This window comes from Streptomyces sp. NPDC018964 (assembly GCF_044390325.1).
In the GTDB taxonomy this organism is placed as follows: Bacteria; Actinomycetota; Actinomycetes; order Streptomycetales; family Streptomycetaceae; genus Streptomyces.
Window position 1 is genome coordinate 19,464 of sequence record NZ_JBIRYZ010000019.1, and the last position, 21,113, is coordinate 40,576.

Here is a 21,113-nt window from a genome sequence, read left to right on the forward strand (position 1 = left end):
ACGTATCAGCGTCATCGGAACGACGCGGGGAAGCACGCTCGGAATCGCTTCTTCCCGGTGATTCCTCCGCTACGCAGGTGTGCGGCCGGGGCGGTTCTCACCCATGTGCCTCCGCTGCGCTGGTCGCCCGGGCGGACCGGTGATGCGGTGGGAGGACAAGGGCAGAAAAGCGCTCGGGGCAGGTCGGCGCCGGGGCGCTCGTCCCATCCACAGGAGGCACTCGTGACCACCCCTCGCCCGTTCGTCTGCTCGTCCCGTGTCCTGGCCGCCGTACTGGCCACCGGGACCCTGCTCACCACGGCGGCCTGTTCCGACGCGGACGACAGCGCGTCGACCGGGTCGAAGACCGCCGCCGCGGCCGTCGCGCAGACCGAATCACCCACGTCCACGTCGACCACCATGTCCCCGACCACCACGTCCCCGACCGCCTCCCCGACGTCGTCACCCGGCGCGACGCTCAGCGAGACGAGCGCGCGGAACGCGCTGATCACCTCGGCGGACCTCGAGGGCGACTGGACCCAGGCCGACAAGCCGCGGACCTGGCGGGACTCCCTGCTCGTCGGGGAGGTCGACGTGGCCGCCTTCCTCAGCGGGAAGAGCGACGCCCCGGACTGCCAGCGGCTGATCGACTCGCTGTACGACGAGACCCTGCTGGGGACCCCGTCCGGGTCGTCGGCGCTCACCGGCTTCGAGCAGGGCGACTCCCGGCTGCTCTACCAGGTGGCGGCCTACGAGAAGGCGGACCTCGACGAGTCGATGAAGTCGCTGCGGTCGCTTCCCGACACCTGCGACCAGTTCACCGTGACCGGCGGGGACGACGGTGAGCGCACCGTCCAGGTCGTGGAGATGTCCCTGCCCGAGGAGGGGGACGCGCGGCAGGGAATGACCGTGACGGTGAAGGGTGACAGCGGGGGTGAGCCCGTGACCCTCACCCTGGACGTGGCCGTCGTCCAGATCGGCGCGAACGCGATCACGGTGACCAACGGCGGGCTCGACGGCGCCGACCACGACGCCACCACGGCCGCCGTCCAGCAGGGCACGCAGCGCCTCAAGGACGTCCTCGCCGGCGGCACGCCGACGCCCACTCCCAGCGGAATCGAGTGACCGCGGGACCGAAGGCCGTGGGACCCGGCCGGCCGCGCTGACGGCGCGTGACGAGCCTGGTGACCCTCACCCGCCCGGGCCGGCCGGCGGCGCCGGGCCGGCCGGCGGCATGCAGCGTCGTGAGCATCCGTTCCTCCCGCGGAAGGAGTGCTCATGACGCGCGTACGGCACGCCGCCCGGTGGGTGTTCTCCCTGGCCGCCCTCGTCCCCGCCGCCGCGCTGACGGCCGCCGGCCCGTCCCCGGCGTCCGGGAGCGGCGGCGGTGCGGGCTCCGGCACGGGCACCGGGCCGACCGCCGTGCTGGTGCACGGGGCCGGTGTTCCGGCGGCGCTCCTTTGCTACTTAGGGGTAGGAACGCGACTCCTCTTGCTATACAGTTCGTCAGCAAAGCGGGTAGTTACCCGCGGTAATACTGATCGGACTCGAGGCGAGGAGCCCTCGGCATGGGGAACACGATCTACGGCGACGACGTGGCCCGGCGGCTGCTGGACTCGTCGGCGCAGCTCTCCTACGACCCGCTCACCGAGGTCGACTGGGACACACCGCTCGACACGGACTTCCACGGCGCCAGCCCGGAGTGGAGCACGCTCTACGGGACGGCCTACTGGGACGAGATGACCGACGCGCAGCGCAAGGAGCTGACGCGTCAGGAGGCGGCGTCCGTCGCGAGCACCGGCATCTGGTTCGAGATGATCCTCCAGCAGATGGTGCTGCGGGACATCTACGCCAAGGACCCGACGGACGACACCGTCCAGTGGGCGCTCACCGAGATAGCCGACGAGTGCCGGCACTCGATCATGTTCGCCCGCGGGGCGAAGAAGCTCCGGGCCCCGGCCTACCGGCCGCACCGGGTCGCGCTGGAACTGGGCCGGTTCTTCAAGACCGTCGCCTTCGGTGAGGCCGCGTACGCGGCGATCCTGGTCGCCGAGGAGGTCCTCGACGTCATGCAGCGCGACTGGATGCGCGACGAGCGGGTCGTGCCCTTCGTCCGCACCATCAACAACATCCATGTCGTCGAGGAATCCCGGCACATGAAGTTCGCCCGCGAGGAGACCCGTCGTCATCTCGCGCGCGCCGGGTGGCTGCGCCGCCGTGTGCACGCTCTGCTGATCGCGGTCGCCGCCCACGTCATCGTCACCAGCATGGTGAACCGGAAGGTCTACGCGAACGCCGGCCTGGACGAGGCACGCGCGCTGCGCGAGGCGAAGGCCAACGAGCACCACAAGTCGATGATGCGGGCGAGCTGTTCGGGCCTGATGGAGTTCCTGGACTCGGTGGGGCTGCTCACCGGGCCCGCGCTCTTCTTCTACCGGCGCGCCCACCTCGTCTGACGACCCGCACCCTGCACCTGCACCGGCCCTCGGCGGAGTGGACGACCATGGCCTTCGCGATCACCCAGACCTGCTGCAGCGACGCCACCTGTGTGTCCGTCTGCCCGGTCAACTGCATTCACCCCACGCCCGAGGAACGGGCCTTCGGCAGCACGGAAATGCTGCACATCGACCCGAGGAGCTGCATCGACTGCGGTGCCTGCGCCGACGCCTGCCCGGTGGACGCCGTCCTCCCGCTCGACCGGCTGACCGGCGGGCAGCGGGAGTACGCGCGGATCAACGCCGCCTACTTCGAGCAGGACCTCCCTGTGGGGACGGAGTCACCGGCGCGTCCGGGGCCGAACCTCCACGCCTGGGGCGCGCCGTCCTTCGACCGGGTGCTGCCCTCGGACTTCGGACCGCTGCGGGTCGCAATCGTCGGCACCGGCCCGGCCGGCATGTACGCCGCCAGGGACCTGCTGCTGCACACCCGGGCCGAGGTGACGTTCGTCGACCGGCTTCCGGTCGCCGGCGGGCTCGTCCGGTACGGCGTGGCGCCGGACCACCCGGCCACCAAGAAGGTGGGTGAGTCCTTCGCCCGCTTCCTCACCCATCCGCGCGCGCGGACCTACCTGGGTCTCGACGTGGGCACCCACGTCACCGCGGAGGAACTCGCCGCCCACCACGACGCGGTGATCTACGCGGTGGGCGCCGCCGCGGACCGGCGTCTCGGCATCCCGGGCGAGGACCTGCCGGGCAGCGTCTCCGCGACCACCTTCGTCGCCTGGTGCAACGCGCATCCGGAGGTCGCCGCGGACGCCGTCGACCTGTCGTGCGAGCGTGTCGTCGTGGTCGGCAACGGCAACGTCGCCCTCGACGTCGCGCGGATCCTGGTCTCCGATCCCGGGACGCTGGCCGGCACCGGGATCGCCGGCCACGCGCTGGCGGAACTGCGCCGCGGCAAGGTGCGCGAGGTCGTACTGCTCGGACGCCGCGGGCCGGAGCACGCGGCGTACACCAGACCCGAGCTGCTCGCCCTGAAGCACCTTCCCGGGGTGGATCTGCTCGTCGACGACCACGATCCGCGCACCGGGGCGGTGATCGACGCCGCCGGTCCGGGGGACAAGGCGGCGGTGCTGCGAGGTGTGGCGCGGGAGACCGTCGACTGGTCCCTGCCGCCGGGTGCGGCAGGCGGGCGGCGGCGCATCGTGTTCCGCTTCCACTCCTCCCCCATGGCGGTCCGCGGGGGCGAGGACACGCGTGCCGTGCGGGTCACCGGCGGCACCGCCGAGCCGGAGATTCCGGCCGGCCTGGTCCTGCGGGCGGTCGGCTGTCGCGGGGTGGCCCCGGCGGGGCTGCCGTTCGACGAGGCCACCGGGACCGTGCCGCACGAGCGCGGTCGGGTGACCGGCCGGCCCGGGACGTACGTCGCCGGCTGGATCAAACGCGGCCCGTCGGGAGGCATCGGCGCCAACCGCGCCTGCGCGGCGGAGACCGTCGGCTCCCTGTTGGCCGACGCGGTGGCGGGCACCCTGCCCGCGCCGGCCGGCGGGCCGAGGGCGTTCCGCCGCCTCGTACGCCGTCGGCGCCGCTGAGGTTCCCACCTCCCACTCCTGGCCGGGGTGAGGCAGAACGTCATGTTCCCGCCCGTGGACCGCGTCCTCGGGCGTCACCCGAGGGCGTTCACCCCGTCGCCGTCAGGTCCGGGGCGTTGTGGGCACGGCGGTAGGCCAGCGGGGACAGGCCGAGGTGGGCGGAGAAGTGCTTGCGCAGGGCCACGGCGTCGCCGAAGCCGCTCGCCGTGGCCACGCGCGCGACGGTCAGCTCGGTGGACTCCAGCAGCAGGCGCGCCTGGTTCAGCCGGCACTGCAGCAGCCATTGAAGGGGGCTGGTGCCCACCTCGTCGCGGAACCGCCGGGTGAAGGTGCGTACGCTCATGTGCGCGTGCCGGGCCAGGTCCTCCAGCGTGAGGGGCTCGGCCAGCCGGTTCAGGGCCCACTGCCGGGTGGCCGAGGTGGAACGGTCGGCGTCCTTGGGTACCGGGTGCTCGATGAACTGCGCCTGTCCGCCCTCGCGCCAGGGCGCGACCACACACCGGCGCGCCGCCGCGCCGGCCACCGCCGCGCCGTGGTCCCGGCGGATCAGGTGCAGGCACACGTCGATGCCGGCGGCGCCGCCCGCCGAGGTCAGGATGCGCCCGTTGTCGACGAACAGGACGTCCGGATCGACCTCGACCCGGGGGAAGCGCCGGGCGAACGCGTCGCAGAGCACCCAGTGGGTGGTGGCCCTCAGACCGTCCAGCATTCCGGCCGCCGCGAGCAGGAACGCCGAGGTGCACAGGCTGACGACACGGGTGCGCGGACCGATCCGGGCGAACGCCCCGGCGACCTCCGCGGGCAGTTCGCCGGTGGCGAGCAGATGTCTCCCGGGCTCCTGGGTGGCGATCACCACGGTGTCCACGCGTTCCAGGAGGGACTCGTCGTCGTCGACGACGATCCGGAAGCCCTCGTGGGTACGGACCGGCCGGCCGCCGAGCGAGCAGGTCGTCACGGAGTACAGCGGCGCGCCGGACGGATCGCACGCCGCGTCGAACACGCGCGAGGCGATCCCGAGGTCCATGGCGAGGACGCCTTCGAGAGCGAGAACGGCGATACGGTGCACCATGGCCGGAATGGTACGACAGGTGGCCCTCCGGCCACTCACTCCGTCCAGGGGTACGGGGCGAGACTGGGTGATCACCGGGCCCGGCCCGGTCTTCGTACAAACGGAACAAAACAGGAGACGAGAAGAACATGAGCGAGCGCACCATGCGTGCCGTCACCATCGGCGAGTTCGGCGGGCCGGAGGTGCTGACCGTCGGGCGGATCGCGCGGCCCGAACCGCTGCCGACCGAGGTGCTGGTGCGGGTGCACGCCGCCGGGATCAACCCGGTGGACTGGAAGACCCGCGCGGGACAGGGCATGGCGGGACTGCAGACGCTGCCGCTGGTCCTCGGCTGGGACGTCTCCGGGGTCGTCGAGGAGGTCGGTTTCGGCGTCACCACGCTCGCGCCCGGTGACGAGGTGTACGCGATGCCCTGGTTCCCGCGCCCGGCCGGCGGTTACGCCGAGTACGTGACGGCGCCGTCGCGCCAGTTCGCGCGCAAGCCCGCCTCGATCGGGCACGCCGAGGCCGCCGCCCTGCCCCTCGCGGCGCTCACCGCGTGGCACGCGCTGGTCGACACGGCGGGCGTCAAGGCCGGTCAGCGGGTCCTGGTGCACGCGGCGGCCGGCGGTGTCGGGCATCTGGCGGTACAGATCGCCAGGCATCTGGGCGCCGAAGTGGTCGCGACCGCCCGTGAGCCCCGGCACGCCTGGCTCAAGGAGCTGGGCGCCGACGAGACGATCGACTACACGCGGCAGCGGTTCGAGGACGTGACCGGCGGGATCGATGTCGTCATCGACCTGATCGGCGACGCGGACGCCACCGACGCACGGTCGGTGGCGGTGACCCGGCCCGGCGGCCTGGTCATCTCCGTCCCGAGCGGTGTCTCCCCGGCGCTGGCCGCCGCGGCCGAGCGGGCCGGGGTGCGCACCAGCCCGCTCCTGGTCGAGCCGGACGGCGCGGCCCTGACCACCATCGCCGGTCTGGTCGACGCGGGCGACCTCCGGGTGGAGGTCGAGCACGTGTTCCCGCTGGAGCAGGCCGCCGAGGCGCACCGCCGGGGCGAGACCCACCACACCCGCGGCAAGCTCGTCCTGGACGTCACGCGGTGACCCGCCGGCGCGGTGTCGGCCGCTCCTCCGCGGCACCGGCGTAGTAGACATCCCTGAGAGGGGCACTGGAAGGGGGCCCGTCGTCCGGCGACGAGCACGACGAGGGAGTGGGGAGTGCCGCGTGCTGCTGAAGACGTTCCGCTGGGCCTTCGCCGTCACGGGCCTCGGTCTGGCCGCCGGGGTGCTCTACGACGGCTGGACGGCCCTGGGACTGGTCGCCGTCCTCGCCGTTCTGGAGGTGTCGCTGTCCTTCGACAACGCGGTGATCAACGCCGGCATCCTCAAGAAGCTCGACGCCTTCTGGCAGAAGATCTTCCTCACCATCGGCATTCTGATCGCCGTCTTCGGCATGCGGCTGCTCTTCCCCGTCGTCATCGTCGCCGTCAGCGCGCGGCTCGCGCCGGCCGAGGCCGTCCACCTCGCGCTCACCGACAAGGACCGCTATCAGGAACTCGTCACCGACGCACACCCGTCGATCGCCGCGTTCGGCGGGATGTTCCTGTTGATGATCTTCCTCGACTTCGTCCTGGAGGACCGTGAGGTCAAGTGGCTGGGCCCGGTCGAACGGCTGCTGGCCCGGCTCGGCCGGATCGACATGCTGTCGGTCTGCGTCGCCCTCGGGGTCCTCCTCGTCACCGCCGTGACGTTCGCCGCCCACGCCCACCAGCACGGCGGCGAACATGCCGACAAGGCCCAGACGGTTCTCGTCTCGGGCCTCGCGGGACTGATCACCTATCTGGTCGTGGGCGGGCTCTCCGACTTCTTCGAGAGGAGGCTGGCCGCCGAGGAGGCCGGGGAGCCCGCCGGGCAGCGGTCCGGGGACGCCGGGGCGGGGCGGCCGGCGGTCGCCCTGGCGGGCAGGGCCGCCTTCTTCACCTTCCTCTACCTGGAGGTGCTGGACGCGTCGTTCTCCTTCGACGGCGTCATCGGCGCGTTCGCCATCACCAACGACATCGTGCTGATGGCGCTCGGCCTGGGCATCGGCGCCATGTACGTCCGTTCCCTGACCGTGTATCTGGTCCGCCAGGGCACCCTCGACGACTACGTCTACCTCGAACACGGCGCCCACTACGCGATCGGCGCGCTCGCCCTCGTCCTTCTCGTCAGCATCCGGTACGAGGTCGACGACGTCGTCACCGGCCTCATCGGCGTCGCGCTCATCAGCGCGTCGTTCCTCTCCTCCGTCCGCCGCAACCGCGCCGCACGCCGGTGAGCTCCTCACCACGTCAGCGTCAGCGAACCGCCGGCCGGCAGGGCGTGCCAGCGGTCGGCGTACACGTCGAACCGGGACACGATCCGGTCGACCACCGGGGGGGATCCCTCCCGCCGTCACATACGCGGGCAACCGCCGCGCATGACCGCGTCGCACCTCCCACACGGGTACGGCGATGCCCGCCAGGTGTTCCGACAGGGCCATGTCCGCCCGCGCCCGGGGGGAAGGCTTCACCGGCCTGGACTTGCGGCGCCTCGCGGCCCTGGCGCGTTCCGCGGGGTCGGCGGGCCAGAACAGGCCGTTGTCGCCGGCGGCCAGCCGCCCGTAGACCCCGAGCTCGATGCCCGCCTCCGCCTCGACCAGGAAGTGCACCAGGTCGTGCGGCAGGTACGGATGCCCGCCGGGCCCGTTGCGCGGGGCGAGCGCCGCCCCGGTCTCGCGGTGCACCGCGATGTCGTAGCTCGTACCGGGACCCTTGGTGAAGACGACGCGCATGACCGCACGGTAGGAGGCGGCCACCACCGGCCGCACCTCATTTCCGTGCCGGACCGTGCGGCACGGCGGGGTCGTGACGAACCCCGTGGCCCCGATGGGCCCGCATCGAACCGTCCGGGAACGGGCAGATTCGTACCATGTCCATCGACGCGACGGATTCGCCCGGAGTGCAGGTGTGTTCGCTGAAGCGGGACACTCCGCAGCCGGTCCCGGCCGACAGCCCCTACACGGTCGTACGGTTCCCGTTCGGGTCCGCGGAGTCCACCGACCGGTTCTCCATGCACCAGGTGAACCAGCCGGACGGGTACGTGGTCACGGACTGGGACTCGGACGACCGGTCCGGGCTGATATGGCCCAGCACGGCCGGCTGGGGCGTCCTGTACGCGATGATCCAGTGGGAGGCCGGGAACTACGGCGAACTGCGGGACCAGTTCGTCCGGGACCCGCTCGGCCTCACCCCTGCACCCCGTGACACCACGGCGACGGAACACCGGCCGCCGAGTCCCGGCATGCAGTGCTGGACGAAGCAGTGGGGCGTCTTCGTCGACCCGGCCGTCCCGCTCGCGGTGCGCGCCACCCACGACGACAGCGTGACGCGGGACATCGTCCTGGCGGAGTTCAAGCTCGTCATCCACCCGGCCGCCTGACGGCTCGTCCGCCGGCCGCGTCTCCCCTCATGGACGGCGTCACCGGACGCTGCGCCGAGGACGGCCAGGAGGCGCCGGCCGGCCTACGCACCGCGCGCCTCGGTGGCGGACGCTCCCCAGGCGGCCGCGCACAGGGCCCGTTCGACCGTGTCGGTGTAGACGGCGGCGGCGAGCCAGGCCCGGGCGAAGCGGCCGGTGTCGGCCGGGAGCAGACGGCCGAAGGTGTCGCGGGAGCGGTCCGCGGCGGCGGTGTGGAGGTCGTCGAGGAGGTCGCCCGCCGTGGCGAGGCCGAGACGGCGCAGCCGGGCGCCGTCGCCCGACCGGTTCCCGGCGAGGGTGAGGACACGGCGGCCTCCCGGTACCGCCTGGTGGACTCGGCGGCGCAGCAGGTGCAGCGGGGCCTCGTCGCCGACGGGCACGGCCCGCGCGGGTGGTGCGACGGCCCCGGCGGGCAGGTCCGCGCGCCGGAGGCGGTCCAGGCCGAGGTCCACCCGGGCGCCGGGGTCGGTGGGGTGTTCGGTGGCGAGCAGCAGGGCGCGGGGACACGGTCCCGGTGCCAGGCGCGCGACGATCCGCAGCCGGCTGCCCCCGGCGGCGGCGAGCAGGCGGAGGTTGTCGCGGTACGGGAGTGCGGGATCGTCGTGGGCGGTGGCCAGCCGCAGGGGCAGGCCCGCGCAGTCGGCCAGCAGGCAGTCGCCCGTCGTCTCCCGCACCGTGCCCTCGAGGGTCACCTCCAGGAACAGCAGGTCCTGCCCGCCGTCCAGTGCCCGGGCCACCTGCTCGGCGGCGGGGACCGCCCACAGCCGGTCCAGCGGCTCGGCGCGCCAGTCGGCGCCGGAGGCGCGGACCGCCCGCACGCCCGCCCCCGCGCCGAGACGGCCCGTCGGGGAGACGGTGGCCCCGGACACGGCGAGGCCCGCGCGCGACAGTTCGCGGTGGGTCAGGGTGGTGTCACCGATCCGTACGGCCCGGTCGGCGGCGCCGGTCGCCCGGGCGGGTCCGCCCGGTGCCACGTCCGAGACCGTGTACAGGCGTCCGTCGGCGTCGGCGGTCCAGGTGACCGCGCCCGCGTATCCGGTCGCGGTGAGGACGGGCTCGGAGAAGAGCCCGTACAGCCGCAGGGAGCCGTCGGGGCGGTACGGCTGCCGGACCGTGCCGCGCAGTTCGGTCAGGTCCGGGCCGGTGGCGTGCGGGAAGCGGTGGGTGACACCCAGGACCGCGGCCAGCGCGTCGGCGAGGCCGGTGAGGCGGTGGCCGGGGTCGGCGGAGCGGGCCGCGCGCACCCCGGTCACCACGGAGACCGCCGCGGCCGAGGCCCGTGGGAGGCCGGCGAGGCGGGCGGTGTGCGCGGCGTGCAGGAGCTCTGCCTGGAGCACGGCGCCGGCGCCGTCGGTGCCGGCTTCCAGGACGGCCGCGGCCGCATCGAACACCGCTCGGGCCGCGGCGCGTTGTTCCGCGGTGGCGGCGTCGGGCTCCGGCTGCGCCGACCCTGTCCCCTCCTCCGTCTCCATGGCCTCGGCGGGGGCCGGGGTCTCCTCGGCGACCGGTGCGGCCGAGGCCGCCGCCGCGCGGTGCAGGCAGTCGGGGGCCAGCAGGCATCCGCAGTGGATGGCGTCCGCGCCGGTCACCGTACCGCCGGGCGCCCGCAGGACGACGTCGGTCTCGTCGTCGACGGCGATCCGCACGGTGTCGCCCTCCCGGACGGCCGGACGCGCCAGGAGCTTGGTCACGCCCGCGTCCAGCCGCTTGCGCAGCCGGGGCGAGAGCGCCGCGACGAGTTCGGCGGTGACGGACGGGACGACCGGAGGCAGGTCCGGGCTCATGCGATCTTCTCCCCTACCCAGCGGGCGAGTTCGAGCGGGCTGAGAGCGGCCACGGGCATGCCGGCGGCGACGAGCTGCCCGGCGACGCCCGTGGAGTAGCGGGGCCGGCCCGTGTCGTCGAGGCTCGCGCAGCCCAGGACGTGGCAGCCGGCACCGACCAGTGCGCGGACCTCGGCGAGGAGACCGCCGAGCGGGTAGCCCTCCTCGAAGTCGCTGACGACCACGACGAGGGTGCGCGACGGCACGGTGACGAGCTCGCGGGCGTGCCGCAGTCCGGCGGCGATGTGGGTGCCGCCGCCCACGCTGACCTCCAGCAGCAGCGACAGCGGGTCCTCCACGTGCCCGGTGAGGTCGATGACCTCCGTGGAGAACGCCAGGAAGTGGGTGGAGAGGGTCGGCACCCCGGCCAGGACGGAGGCGGTGAGCGCGGCCCACACCGTGGACGCCTCCATGGACCCCGACACGTCCGTGACCAGGATGAGCCGCCAGTCGGCGGCCCGGCGGGCCCGGGTGCGGAACACCGGGTGTTCGGGGATCACCCGCACCGTGCCCTCCGGGGTACGGCGCGCGGTCGCCAGGTTGGCGCGCAGGGTGCGGGGCAGGTCCAGGCCGCCGCCGGGCCGCCGGCTGGGGCGGGGCAGGGCGGTGCCGTGCAGGGCGGGGCGCAGGCGGGTGGCGAGCTGCCGGGTCAGCGCGTCGACCAGCCGCCGTACGAGCGGGCGCAGGGCGGCCAGCCGGGCCTCGGGCAGTCCGCCCGCGTGCCGCAACACGGTGCGCAGGAGGTCCACCGAGGGCCGCACGCTGTCCGCGTCCAACTCGGCGAGGACGTCCTTGCGGCCCGACGCGGCGGCGGTCGCCAGCACTTCCTCCCGGATGCCGGGGCCGAACAGCGCGGCCAGTTCCTCGGACCACTCCCGCACCCCGGGGTACGGCGCCTGCCGTCCCCCGCCGGTTCCCGGGCCCGTGAGGTCTCCCCGGCTGCCTTCGCCGCGTCCGCTGCCGTACAGCTCGTCCAGCGCGGTGGCGAGCGGTGCGGCGGACGGCGGCAGCCGGTCGGCGCGGCGGCCGAGGAGGAGGCGCCAGCGGTCGGCGGGGGCGAGGGTGTGCTCCCCGGCGGTCTTTGGGGCACCGCGCTCCGGGCGCTGTGGCGCGTCCTTTGCCGGACCGCCGCCCGGTGGGGGCAGCAGGCCGAGCGACCGCAGGGTTTCGCGGGCGGCGAAGTCCGCTGCGGTCCAGGTGGCGAGGGCGACCGGGTCGACGTCGTCCGTGTCGGCGACGTGCGTGGCGCCGAGGCGTTCCTCGACGGCCGTGAGGAGGCGGTCGCGGGCCGCGGGGCTCAGGGTGTCGAAGCCGCCGCGCAGGGCGGGGAGCCGGTCGAGGAACGCCCGGTCGGGCAGTTCGGTCACCCGGGTGAGCAGGGGCTCCAGCGCGGGGGGTGCCGCCTCCAGCAGGGGGCCGGCGGCGGTCAGCAGTCCGCCGAGCCGGGCGGTGAGGGCGGCGCGGGAGCCGGGGTCGGTGGCCCCGTCGACCCAGGAGGCCACGCGGTCGCCGAAGGCGCGGGCGTCCTCGTGTCCGAGCAGGACGCGTACGGCGCCGGCGGCGCCGCGCATCAGCGGGGAGCCGCCGGCGGACAGGCGGTCCAGGGCGTCGGTGAGCCGGATGCCGCCCAGCGGGTCGGCGCGGTGGGAGAATTCGAGCAGGGCGTGGGCGTCGGCGGGGTCCTCCGACCCGGTCAGTCCGTCGACCTGCCGCACCGCCGCCGCCGTGAGCAGTTCCGCGGCGGCGGCCGCCCGGGGCTCGCGGTCCGGGTCGGCGGGGAGCCCGGGGACGTGGCCGGCCCGCAGCCGGTCGAGCAGGGCCAGTCCGGCGAGGAGTTCCGGCAGGGTGCCGGCCTGGGGCAGGACGCCGGCGACGTCGTCGAGCCGTTGGTCCGCGAGTCCGGGCAGGCCGCACTCCGCCGCCCGTTCCAGCCCTTCGAGGGCCTGTGCGGCGGTCGGCCCGCCCTCGTCGCACTCCTGGCGGCGCCGTTCGCGCAGGACTCCTTCGGCGGCCTGCGCGGGGGTGACTCCGCGTACGCCGGCCGTGGTCAGCACGGCCGCCGTGGCGGGGGTCCAGCGCACCTCCCAGCGGGAGGTGAGGGCCTCGGCGCCGCCCGCGCCGACGACCTCCCTGGCCTCCCCGTAGGGCACGCCGCACACCGTGAGCCGGCGCAGCAGCAGTTCGCGGCGCCGGTCGAGGTCGGACCGCAGCGGGTCGAGCCGCAGGTCCCGGGCGGGGCCGGGGCCGCCCTCCTCGGGGCCGGGCAGGCCGAGCCGGGCCAGTTCGGCCTCGACCGCGGGGACGAGTCCGCTGCGCGGCGCCCCCGGCGCGGGACGCCCGGTGCGGGTGCCGACGAGCACGCGCTCCATCGCCCGTGCCACGGCCCGGCCGCGCCCGTACGGCTCGCCCTGCGCGAGCACCGTCTGGACCGCCTCGACCAGTTCGCCGCGGCCCGCCGCGGGCAGGCCGCGCAGCCGGGCGAGGTCGGAGGCGAGCCGGCTGATCTCCTGGGCGTCGGCCGGTCCCGAGGGGTGGCCGAGGCTCCTCAGCTCGGCGCAGACGCGTACGGCCGCCCGGGTCAGCCCCTCCTCCAGCGCGGCCGGGTCGCCCGCCGCGCGCAGGACCATGTCCTGCCACTCCGGGTCCCGGATGCCCGCCGGGTAGCCGGACCGCTCGTCGAGGAGGGCGTAGGTGTACGGGATCAGCGAGGTGTTCCACACGGGCCGTCGTCCGTCCGCGGGCGTCGCCCCGTCCTCGTCCCCCGCGTCCTGCCGCAGCAGCGCCGGGGCGTGGAAGGCGCCGACCACCACGGCGGTCCGCTCGCCGCCCGCGGTGGCCTCGGCCAGCCGGGCCCGCATCCAGCGTTCGCGCCGCAGGTCCAGCTCCGGTACGCCGCCCGAGGCGACCGCGTCCTCGCGCAGGGCCCACCCGGTGAGCAGGGCGGCCCGGCGCAGCGCCTCGGGCGGGGAGCCGGGTGCGGTCGCCTCGACGAGCCGGTCCCAGAGGTCGTCACCGGGGCGGCCCGTCAGCCGGGTGCGCAGCACGGTGGCGAGACCGGGGCCGCCCGCCCCCGTCCCCGTGGCCCGGCGTCCGCCGGTCCAGGCCCGGTCGGCGAGCGGCAGGTCGCAGGCGACCACGGGCACGCCGTGCCGGACGGCCCAGCGCACGGCGGCCAGTTCGGGCGAGAAGTCGGCGAACGGGTAGAACGCCGGTCCGCCGTCGCCGTCGCCGGGTGCGGCGGCGAGCGCCACGGGGGCCCGGGTCTCCTCGTGCCCCAGCCAGGGCAGCCACTGCTGCGTCTCCGCGGGCAGTTCGACGAGCAGCACCTCCGGCTCCGCCTCGTCCAGCAGCGCGGGCACGGCGGCGGCCAGGGAGGGCGCGTGGTGCCGTACGCCGACGAGGTAGGGCGCGGACGGGTCGGTGAGGGCGGCGAGCGCCTCGTCGGGCGGGACAGGCGGGGCGGCGGCGGCCCCGTGGGAGAGGGACACGGCCGTCAGCCCTCCAGGACCGTGCGCAGGTCCCACAGGGTGCGCCAGGTGGCGGAGCCCTGCTCGGCACGGCGCCGGACGGGGCCGTCCCAGTAGCCGCGCAGCCGGGCGGCGTCGGCGGGGTCGTCCTTGCGGACCACGCCGAGCAGGTGTCCGGGCAGCAGGCCGAGGATGTCGCGGTCTCCCGGGAAGTAGGCCGCCGCGAGGGCGAGCGCGCCGGCGACGGACACGGCTTCGGCGGTGCTCATCACCGTCGACGGCCGTTCCACCTCCCAGCCCTCCGCCGACCGGCCCTCGCGCAGGTCCCGGAACGCGGTGACCAGGGCCTCCAGCACGGCGTCGTCGACCTGGAACGGCGCTCCGGCGCGCTCCACGGACGCCCGCGCCCGGCCGCGCACCAGCGCGGTCTCCGCGTCGAGGTCGCCGATGGGGCCGACGGTCTCGAAGTTGAAGCGGCGCTTGAGGGCCGCGGACATCTCGGAGACGCCCTTGTCGCGGAGGTTGGCGGTGGCGATGAGGTTGAAGCCGGGTGCCGCGTGCGCCAGCGCGTCCTCGGTGCCGGCCAGTTCGGGTACGGCGATGCGCCGCTCGGAGAGCAACGACACCAGGGAGTCCTGCACTTCGGGCAGGCAGCGGGTGACCTCCTCGACGCGGGCGATCGCGCCCCGGGACATGGCGGTCAGGACGGGGGACGGCACGAGCGCCTGCCGGGTGGGGCCCTGGGCCAGCAGCAGCGCGTAGTTCCAGCCGTACTTGAGCTGGTCCTCGGTGGTGCCGGCGGTGCCCTGCACGACCAGGCCGCTGGTGCCGCACACGGCGGCGGAGAGCAGTTCCGACAGCATCGACTTGGCGGTGCCGGGTTCGCCGACGAGGAGCAGACCGCGCTCGCCGGCGAGGGTCACCACGCACCGTTCGACCAGGGCCCGGTCGCCGACGAACTTGTCCTCGATCACCATGCGGTGCGGGACTCCCTCGGGTGCTCCGGCGCCGTCGGGGAGCTTCAGGGCCCGGCCGCCGCTGCCCATGACGAACGTGACGACCGCGCGCGGGCTGAGCCGCCAGGCGGGCGGGCGCGGTCCGTCGTCGTGGGCGGCGAGGAAGGCGAGTTCGGTGGCGTACCGGTCCTCGGGCGGGACGATCTGGCGGGCCGGGGAGGGGGACGGGGTGGTGGTCATCGGCGCGGGTTCTTCCGAGTGCGGGTGGACGGTGGTCATCGGCGGCGGCCCTTGCGGGTGGCGCGGGTGGTGAGTTCCTCGTAGGCGGGTGCGTCGCCGGCGCGGACACGGTCCCAGGCGCGGGTGAACAGCTCGGGCACCGGTATCAGCGGTACCGCGTGGGAGTGGTCGTGGAGCGGGTAGAGGCCCTTCTTCCAGATCTCCACCGGCAGGGCGGGGGACTTCAGGTCGAGCCAGCCGCACGGCAGGAAGAGGGTGCGTCCGGCGCGGGCCCGCTTCGCCTCGACGACCAGGCCGGTGGCGGCCAGTTCGGTGCGGGCCTTCTTCGCGCGGGCGGGCTTCCAGCCGGTCCAGCGGGCGCGGTTGCGGTCCGTCGGGTCGGGCAGGGCCAGCAGTTGCAGGTAGAGCGCCGCCGCGTCCTCGCTCAGGCCGTGGGTTCCGGCGACCTCGGTAACCAGGGCGGGCACGCTCAGGGTCGGGTCCTGGGCGTAGCCGGCGGGTCCCGCGGGGTCCGTTCCGGCCGCGAGGGCGCGGGCGAGTTCGTCGCCAAGGACGGTCCGCAGCGCGTGCATGCCGTCGCGCCGTCCGGGGCCGACGATTCCCTCGATCAGCCCGAACAGGGGGTCGTCCACCGAGCCGAGGGCGCTCGTGCGGACCAGGACTGTTTCCTGGTCGCCGTACCAGGGGCGCAGTACCAGTGCCTCGCCGACGTGGGTCATTCCGTGCGCGTCGGCGCCGCCGGTGGCGGGCAGTCCGTAGGCCTTGCGCAGTTCGGCGGCGGTCGGCGTGCCCTTCTCGGTCCACTCCAGGTCGAGGTCGAGCAGCAGCCCGGGGTCCGCGACGCGGCGGCGCAGCGCGGTGAGTCCCGCGGGCAGGGCGGCGCGCAGGGGGTGCCCGTACGGCAGGGAGTAGGCGAGCCCGGCCAGGACGGCCACGGCGCGCGTCAGGTGGTACCGGCCGGGGACGGCCCCGGGGTCCTCCGCCACGAGGTTGCCGTCCTTGTCGGGGCGCTGCACGGTGGTGCGGCTGAGCCAGGGGGTGCGGTGCGGGTTGAGCAGTTCCTCGACGGAGTCGGCGGGCACACCGGCCGGGGAGAGTTCCGCGGCGAGGTCCTCGGGCAGGCGGACGACCCCGTCGAGGCGTTCGGCCCACACGCGGCCCGCCGCGTCCGTGTCCGGTCCGGCGGTCCACAGGTCGGCGGGGTTCCCGGGGAGGAGCGCGCCGATGAGCGCCAGGCGGTCGCCGGGCTCCAGCGAGCCCAGCAGCGCGTCGCCGAACTGCTTCTGGCGCGGTTTCAGCCCGGTGGCGGCGATCACCTCGTCGGTGAGCTGTGACGGCCGCCCGGCGAGCAGCAGGGCCGCCTGGATGGGGCCCAGGCCGCCGCGGGTGGCCGCGGTCAGGGCGGCGGGGGCCTCCGGCTGCCAGGGCGCCGCGCCCTTGTCCCGGACGAGCGCGGTGACCGCGGCGAGCGCGTCGGCCGGGAACACCGGCGGGTGCGCGGTCTCCCGTTCCAGGGTGAAGTGCGCGACGGCGCCGAAGGCGCCGGCCGGGTCGTGGTCCAGGGCGAGCCAGTTGACCCGTCCGGTGCGGTGGTCGACGTTCCGGCAGCCGAGGACGACGACGGTACGGCCTTCCCGGCGCAGCACCTGGCCGACGCGCTCCTGCTTGTCGTGCGGCTCGCTCAGCACCACCTCGCGCAGCGCGCCCCCGGGTGCGGCCAGGGGCCCTTCCGTGATGGCCTCGAACAGCAGGAGCAGGGCCCGGCGGTGCGGTTCCGTCAGGGTGGGTGAGGCGGCGCGGTAGGCGAGCGGGCGCAGTGCGTCCAGTACGGACGGCCACACCGCGCCGATGCCGGGGACGGTGAACTCGTCGCTGCGCCACCCGTCGGTGGCCCCGGTGGACCGGGACGACGCGGGCAGGGGCCTGCCGTCGGCGGGCTTGCCGGACAGGACGTGGTTCACGGCGCGGATCTGCCGCAGGGTGCTCCAGCTCTGTCCGCCGCCCCACCAGCCGCGCAGGTCGGCGAGGCCGGAGGTCGCCTCGCGCAGCGTCTGCTCGTCGCCGTCCTCGGGGCTGTAGTCGGCGAACATGCCCTCGGTGCGCCCGCGTTCCGTCCTGGGCCGCTCGGCCGGGGGCGTGACGAAGGTGGCGACGGACGCCGCCAGGCGCAGCACCGCGTGCACGAGGGCGGCGACGCCGGTGAGCAGGTGCGGCTCGGTGAGGGCGGGCAGGGTGCGGGACACGGCCTCCCGCACCACCTGGTCGGCGGTCGGGACGGCGGGCTTGCCGGTGGTGGTCACCGCGGGGTTCCGTCCTCCGGTGGCCTGCGGTGAGCCGGTCTGTGCCCCAGCCGCCACGATCTCCGCCTGCCGCTCGGCCAGCGCCTGCGCCCCGGCGCGCAGCAGTTCCTCCGCCTGTTCGTCGCTCAGCGCCCTCAGGAGCGCCGAGGCGTTCTCGTCGCGCGGCCGCAGCGCGTGCCAGAAGTCGATGGGCGGTACGAGCCGCGTGCCGGCGGCGAACTCGCCGCCGCGTTCCAGCGGTGTCAGCCGGCCCAGTTCCCGCACACCGGTGGTGTCGTCCGTCGTGTACAGGGCGACTTGACGGTAGTGGGCGACGACCAGGGGCTCGACGCCGCCGGGCAGCCGCAGCGCGCCGACCGGTGTCCCTCCGTGTGCCGCCGGCAGGGTGACGGTCCGGCCGTCCGGGGTGCCGACGGTGGTGCGGGCCTCGTCGCCGTCGCCCTCGGTGCGCACCCAGCGGCCGAGGACCGTGCCGTCCGTGCCGAACGGGCTGTCCTCGAGGCCGGGTTGCAGGGGCAGCACCGAGCAGTGCTCCTGGCGGAGGGTGGCGCCGTCGCGGATGCCGGAGTTCAGGAAGGCGGGCAGCGAGGCACGTCCGTGGGTGCCGGTGGCCGGGTCGTACTCGAGCCACACCTGCCGCGTCCCCTGCCGTCCCTGGCGCCAGTAGGAGGTGCCGTCGCCGAGGACGCGGCGCGCGGGCGGCAGGACCGTGTCGCCGGCGTGCAGGGCGCGTCCGCCGGTGGCCCGTCCGCCGTCCGGCAGCGGGATCGAGGTCTCGCCGGCGTCGCCGCCGCTGTACCAGTGCGGGAGCTTCTCGCCGCCCAGCGGGAACACCTCGGCCGGGCGGGCCGACCAGTAGCCGTACTGCTTGTTGTCCTGCCGCCACATCACCAGCAGTTCGCCGTCGGTGTAGCGGAACGAGGGGCGCTGCCAGCGGTCCAGTTCGACGGGCAGCCGCAGGTCGTGCTCGAGCAGGACGTCCCGCGGTCCCACGACGATCGCCTTGTGCCTACGGGAGAGGATCAGGGCGGGCCAGGCCTCGTGGACGGCGAGGGTGTCCTCGCTGTCGCGCCGGGTCTCGGCGTCGAGCCGGCGCAGCGCCTCGTCGAGGGCGGGCCAGCCCAGTTCGTCCGGGATGCCGGCGCGCAGGGTGCTGCCGAGCAGCGGTGCCACGTCGAGCGCGGCGGCGCGGGCGACGGCATCCGGGCTGATCCGTGCGGCGATCGCGCGGAACGGGCTCAGCCGCTTCAATGCGGTGCGGGCGGCCTCCAGACCGGCCGCGCCGTCCAGCTCGCGGGCGGCGTCGTCCAGCCACTCGCGGAGCACCTCGGCGAGCACGGGGTGGGCGGCGATCGCCTCCAGCGTCTCCTGGCCAGTGTGCCGGCCCTGCTGGTTGCCGACGGCGTGACGGAGCGTGCGGCGGCCGAAGCGGTCCACCGCGACGGCTGTCAGGTCGCGTCGCCCGGGCCGGGTGTCGCGCAGCCACCGGTCGAGGGCGATGTGGACGTCGGTGTCGTCCCCGGGCGGGGCCAACGGCACGTCCAGCGCCAGGCACAGGTCCAGCAGGTCGAGGTCGGTGCCGGCGTGCCAGCGGCCGGTGAACAGGTCGACGGGGCGGCCCCGTTCGCGCAGGCGCGGGGCCATGCGCTCCACGAGGGTGAGGGTGGCCGGCGAGCGGTCGCTGACGGTGCCGCCGTGCTTGCGGTGCAGGGACCAGCGGCTGAGCCAGTCCGCCGCGTCGGTCCCGTCCGCCGTCTCCGTCTCCCCCGTCAGCAGCCGGTCGGCGCCGGTCTCGGAGAGCAGCGCCAGCCAGAACTCGTCGTCCTCGGTGGAGCGGCCGAGACCGGCCGGCATGATCTCCAGCAGCCGGCCGCGTACCGAGGGCTGCTGTCCGGCCAGGACGACGAGGGTCGCCCGGTAGGTGTTCCAGAAGGACGCGGGCGCCCGGACCGCCGCCGGCGAGGCGAGCAGGTCCGCGACCAGGGCGCACTCCTCGGTGACCCGGTCCAGGCCGGCGGCCTTGATCAGGGCGCGGGCGTCCTGGGGCAGCGACGCGTAGGGCGGCATGCCGGCCGCGCAGCGTTCCACGGTGAGCTGCCGGAACTGCGCCCAGGCCTCGGCCGGGGTGAGCCGGGCGGCGAGGGCCTTCACGTGTTCCTTGAGGGCCTTGACCGTCAGCGCCCCGGCGAAGGCGAACTCCAGGAACACGGCGCGCTGCCGCTCCTCGTCCACGGTCAGCGCGTGCACCCGCTCCGCCTCGCGGGCCTTGCCGAAGAACGCCGCCGCGTAGGTGGTGTTCTCGTGCTGGAGGAAGACGCGGGCGGCCTGCTCGTAGAAGGTGGGCAGGAAGTGCGGTACGGCACGGCCGAGCCGCTCGCCGAGCGCCTCGAAGCCCTCCTTGGCGTTGCCGGGGCGGGACTTCGCCTGGCGGGCGAGCCGCTCGACGTCCTTGACCAGCGCCAGCGCGTGGCGTCCGTTCGCCGGGTCGTTGACCAGCGCCCACGCGGGGAAGCCGAGGGTCTCCCGGCGCACCTGTCCGACCTCGCGGGTCTCCGGCTCGCGGGCCAGTCCGAGGAAGTCCAGGGCGAGGTCCTCCGCCTCGCCCAGCGTGCCCGGCACCAGCCGCACGACCTTCCGCTCGTCCAGCGCGGTGTGCGTGTACGTGCGGACGGTGAGGAGGTCGGCGTCCTCCCGGTCCGTGGTGCCCGGGGGTAGTACGGCGCCGGCGTCGAGCAGCGCGGCGGAGGTGGTCTCGTCGTAGGTGAATCCGTCGTACGTCGTCACGCCGCACGCTCCTCGTCCTCGATGTCGCGTCCGGCGTACAGCGCGGCCGCCATGCGCATGCCCTCCGACCAGGCCACCGGCCCGACCCGGCCGAGCTTCAGCACCCGGCCGGCCGGGTCGGTGAAGACCAGGGGGCCGGTCTCCGTCTCCATGTAGCCGTCGTGGTCGCCGACCCACACCCGGGCCTCGACGGTGTGGCCGTCCTCCACCACGGAGCACACGGCGTGGCCGCCGCGCACGCGGTAGCCGAGCTGGGTCGCCCGGCCGTGCAGGAACCGCAGTTCCTTGAAGACGCCGCCCGCGTGGTCCTCGACGGAGGCGGCCTCGGCGTCGAGTGCCGCGGGCCGGTGCCACACCTCGCGGAAGAGCTGCTGGGCGCGCTGTTCGACGCCGAGCTCGACGGCGAACTCCCGCAGCTCCTCCAGGTCGTCGAGGAGCACCGGGTGCGGCAGGCGGACCAGGCCGGGGGTGAGGCGGACGGTGTCGCCGTCGAGGTCGACCAGGCCGAGGCCGCGCTCGGGGTCGGCATCCCGCAGGAACCCGGCCACCGCGCCGTCCGTGCCCGTGACCACCAGGTCGCGGAGGGCGGCCTGCCAGGCGAGGTCCGGCCACACCCGCGCCAGCACCTCGAACGGCACCGGCAGCGAGCGCACCATCCACCGCTCCACATCGGCCAGGCACTGCCGTTCGTGCCGCTCCAGCCACTCGGTGAGCTGGCGCAGCCCCACCACCGCCGGATCGTCGGCGATCTTGGACGGTACGGACTTCAGCCGCCGTCCGGCCGCGTTGCGGCACACCACCTTGCCGCCGTCGAGGGCGACCTCGTAGCCGCCTGCCGACACCCACCCCATGCGTGCCTCCCGCACCCGCAGTGATCAAGTGACGGGAACTGTAGGGCAGGGCTCTGACAACGGGTCCCGGTATCCCCGTCCCACGGCGGTGGAGGGGGCGCCCGGCGGGCGGGGTGTCCCGCGGGGCCC

12 protein-coding genes are annotated in these 21,113 nt (G+C 74.9%); 6 read left to right on the top strand and 6 right to left on the bottom strand.

Going from position 1 to position 21,113, the window contains the following annotated elements; all coding sequences use genetic code 11:
* The first annotated feature begins 222 nt into the window (after positions 1-222).
* From ACH5AO_RS26670 to ACH5AO_RS26680, 3 genes are all read left to right on the top strand, one after another.
* Complete coding sequence (locus ACH5AO_RS26670; RefSeq protein WP_398928870.1) at positions 223-1,104, top strand: hypothetical protein; 882 nt, start codon at positions 223-225, stop codon at positions 1,102-1,104.
* A gap of 443 nt (positions 1,105-1,547) precedes the next feature.
* Complete coding sequence (locus ACH5AO_RS26675; RefSeq protein ID WP_398928871.1) at positions 1,548-2,435, top strand: diiron oxygenase; 888 nt, start codon at positions 1,548-1,550, stop codon at positions 2,433-2,435.
* 47 nt (positions 2,436-2,482) lie between these two features.
* Positions 2,483-4,009: an FAD-dependent oxidoreductase gene (locus ACH5AO_RS26680; protein WP_398928873.1), complete on the top strand. Its 1,527-nt coding sequence runs from the start codon at positions 2,483-2,485 to the stop codon at positions 4,007-4,009.
* Between the two features lie 88 nt (positions 4,010-4,097).
* On the opposite strand, the gene ACH5AO_RS26685 is transcribed toward ACH5AO_RS26680, so the two are convergent.
* Complete coding sequence (locus ACH5AO_RS26685; protein ID WP_398928875.1) at positions 4,098-5,078, bottom strand: GlxA family transcriptional regulator; 981 nt, start codon at positions 5,076-5,078, stop codon at positions 4,098-4,100.
* 128 nt (positions 5,079-5,206) lie between these two features.
* Here ACH5AO_RS26685 and ACH5AO_RS26690 point away from each other — a divergent pair, with 128 nt between their 5' ends.
* The 3 genes from ACH5AO_RS26690 to ACH5AO_RS26700 all read left to right on the top strand — a co-directional run bounded on the left by ACH5AO_RS26690 (position 5,207) and on the right by ACH5AO_RS26700 (position 8,524).
* Positions 5,207-6,169 carry an NADP-dependent oxidoreductase gene (locus tag ACH5AO_RS26690; protein WP_398928877.1) on the top strand — a complete coding sequence of 321 codons (963 nt, stop codon included), beginning with the start codon at positions 5,207-5,209 and terminating at the stop codon, positions 6,167-6,169.
* A 121-nt stretch (positions 6,170-6,290) separates the two neighbouring features.
* The gene (locus ACH5AO_RS26695) at positions 6,291-7,382 is read left to right on the top strand and encodes a DUF475 domain-containing protein (RefSeq protein ID WP_398928879.1); all 1,092 of its coding nucleotides are present in this window, start codon (positions 6,291-6,293) and stop codon (positions 7,380-7,382) included.
* Positions 7,383-8,014: 632 nt separating this feature from the next.
* Positions 8,015-8,524: a hypothetical protein gene (locus ACH5AO_RS26700; RefSeq protein WP_398928881.1), complete on the top strand. Its 510-nt coding sequence runs from the start codon at positions 8,015-8,017 to the stop codon at positions 8,522-8,524.
* Positions 8,525-8,607: 83 nt separating this feature from the next.
* Here the strand turns inward: ACH5AO_RS26700 and ACH5AO_RS26705 are convergent, their stop codons facing one another.
* Genes ACH5AO_RS26705 through ACH5AO_RS26725 form a run of 5 tightly spaced genes read right to left on the bottom strand, consistent with a single transcriptional unit; the run spans position 8,608 to position 20,984 of the window.
* Positions 8,608-10,347 carry a hypothetical protein gene (locus ACH5AO_RS26705; protein WP_398928882.1) on the bottom strand — a complete coding sequence of 580 codons (1,740 nt, stop codon included), beginning with the start codon at positions 10,345-10,347 and terminating at the stop codon, positions 8,608-8,610.
* Positions 10,344-13,874: a DUF5682 family protein gene (locus tag ACH5AO_RS26710; protein WP_398928884.1), complete on the bottom strand. Its 3,531-nt coding sequence runs from the start codon at positions 13,872-13,874 to the stop codon at positions 10,344-10,346. Before ACH5AO_RS26710 ends, ACH5AO_RS26705 begins: the two co-directional genes overlap by 4 nt.
* Positions 13,875-13,879: 5 nt before the next feature.
* Positions 13,880-15,049, bottom strand: coding sequence for an AAA family ATPase (locus ACH5AO_RS26715; RefSeq protein WP_398928886.1), 1,170 nt, complete (start codon positions 15,047-15,049; stop codon positions 13,880-13,882).
* Between the two features lie 35 nt (positions 15,050-15,084).
* Entirely contained in the window at positions 15,085-20,133 is a 5,049-nt protein-coding gene (locus tag ACH5AO_RS26720; protein ID WP_398928888.1) for a hypothetical protein, read from the bottom strand.
* Positions 20,130-20,984 (bottom strand): DUF4132 domain-containing protein, encoded by an 855-nt coding sequence (locus ACH5AO_RS26725; protein WP_398928890.1) that lies wholly within the window; start codon positions 20,982-20,984, stop codon positions 20,130-20,132. The genes ACH5AO_RS26720 and ACH5AO_RS26725 overlap by 4 nt, the downstream gene beginning before the upstream one ends.
* Positions 20,985-21,113: the final 129 nt, after the last annotated feature.